Annotated in this window: 1 protein-coding gene; it reads right to left on the minus strand. The window is 59.4% G+C overall.

The genetic code is table 11. The features are described from left to right. Positions 1–150 precede the first annotated feature (150 nt). The gene (locus AC07UK_RS38780) at positions 151–1125 is read right to left on the minus strand and encodes an IS5 family transposase (RefSeq protein WP_494688354.1); all 975 of its coding nucleotides are present in this window, start codon (positions 1123–1125) and stop codon (positions 151–153) included. Positions 1126–1206: the final 81 nt, after the last annotated feature.

Consider the following 1206-nt stretch of genomic DNA (forward strand, 5'->3'; position numbering starts at 1 on the left):
TTAGGGCTACGCTGAACAAGCCGAGTGAATTGAGGCGTTCAGGCTGATAAGAAAGTCTCGTCCAGGAAAAATGGCTCTGATGACGAGGATTCTTCCTGCCGCATCCCCAACTGGGGCGTGTTAGCGGGGCACTCGCCCCACATTCGCCCTTTACGGGCGGACTGCTCCCATCAGATGCCCTCTGCTGAGGTAAAGATTAGCCAGCGCCAGGGCCGTGAAGGCCCTGCCGGCATTCTTCTTCAGGCCACGGTAGCGTACTTTCGTAAAGCCCCACAGGCGCTTGACCACGGCAAAGACATGCTCAACCCGGGCACGGATGCGAGACTTGCTGCGGTTCTTCCCCCGTTGCACTTCATCTATCTGCCCATTCCGGCGGGTACGCTGATTGGTGAAGTCCCTGGCGCGGGGTGCCTTGGATGCGATCAGCGCGCGCTGACTGGCGTAGGCACTATCGCCATAGACGCGCTGTTCCTCCCCATGCAGTAGCTGGGGCAGCGCATGCTTGTCGTGGATATTGGCCGGCGTCACGACTGCCGAGTGGGCCAATCCACTCTGGCTGTCTACGCCAATGTGCAACTTCATCCCAAAGAACCACTGCTGACCTTTGCGGGTCTGATGCATCTCGGGGTCGCGCGCCTTCTCTTCATTCTTCGTCGAACTGGGTGCGCCGATGATCGTGGCATCCACAATGGTGCCGGTCTTCAGCTTCACGCCACTGGCCTGCAGGACCCGGCCTACCTCAGCGAACAGCCGCTCGGCAAGCTGGTGCTTCTCCAGCAGGCGGCGAAACTTCAGCAGCGTGGTGGCATCCGGCACCGGCTCACGACCCAGGTCAATGCCTACAAAGCGGCGCAGGCTGGCGCTGTCATACAGCGCCTCTTCGCAAGCCAGATCCGCCAGGTTGAACCAGTGCTGCAAAAAGTGGATACGCAGCATCCGCTCCAGACCAATGGGTGGCCGGCCGTTGCCCGCCTTCGGATAGTACGGCTCGATCACGGCACACAACGCCGCCCATGGCACGATCGCCTCCATCGTCGCCAGAAATGCCTCACGTCGCGTTGGCTTACGGTATTGCTCGAATCCAGCTCCTTGATCGGCACCCGCTGCCAACGTCATCTGCTTCATTGTTCATCTCTTTCTGCGCTCGTGATTCTTCAAATAACGCTTCTCCTCACGAATCGGAGGACTTAATCAGCATTGCCTTAG

The organism is Cupriavidus sp. GW821-FHT07C08 (assembly GCF_059419025.1).

Excerpts from the sequence above, each read along its gene's own strand:
- AC07UK_RS38780 (WP_494688354.1), bottom strand. The coding sequence starts at position 1,125 with ATGAAGCAGATGACGTTGGCAGCGGGTGCCGATCAAGGAGCTGGATTC.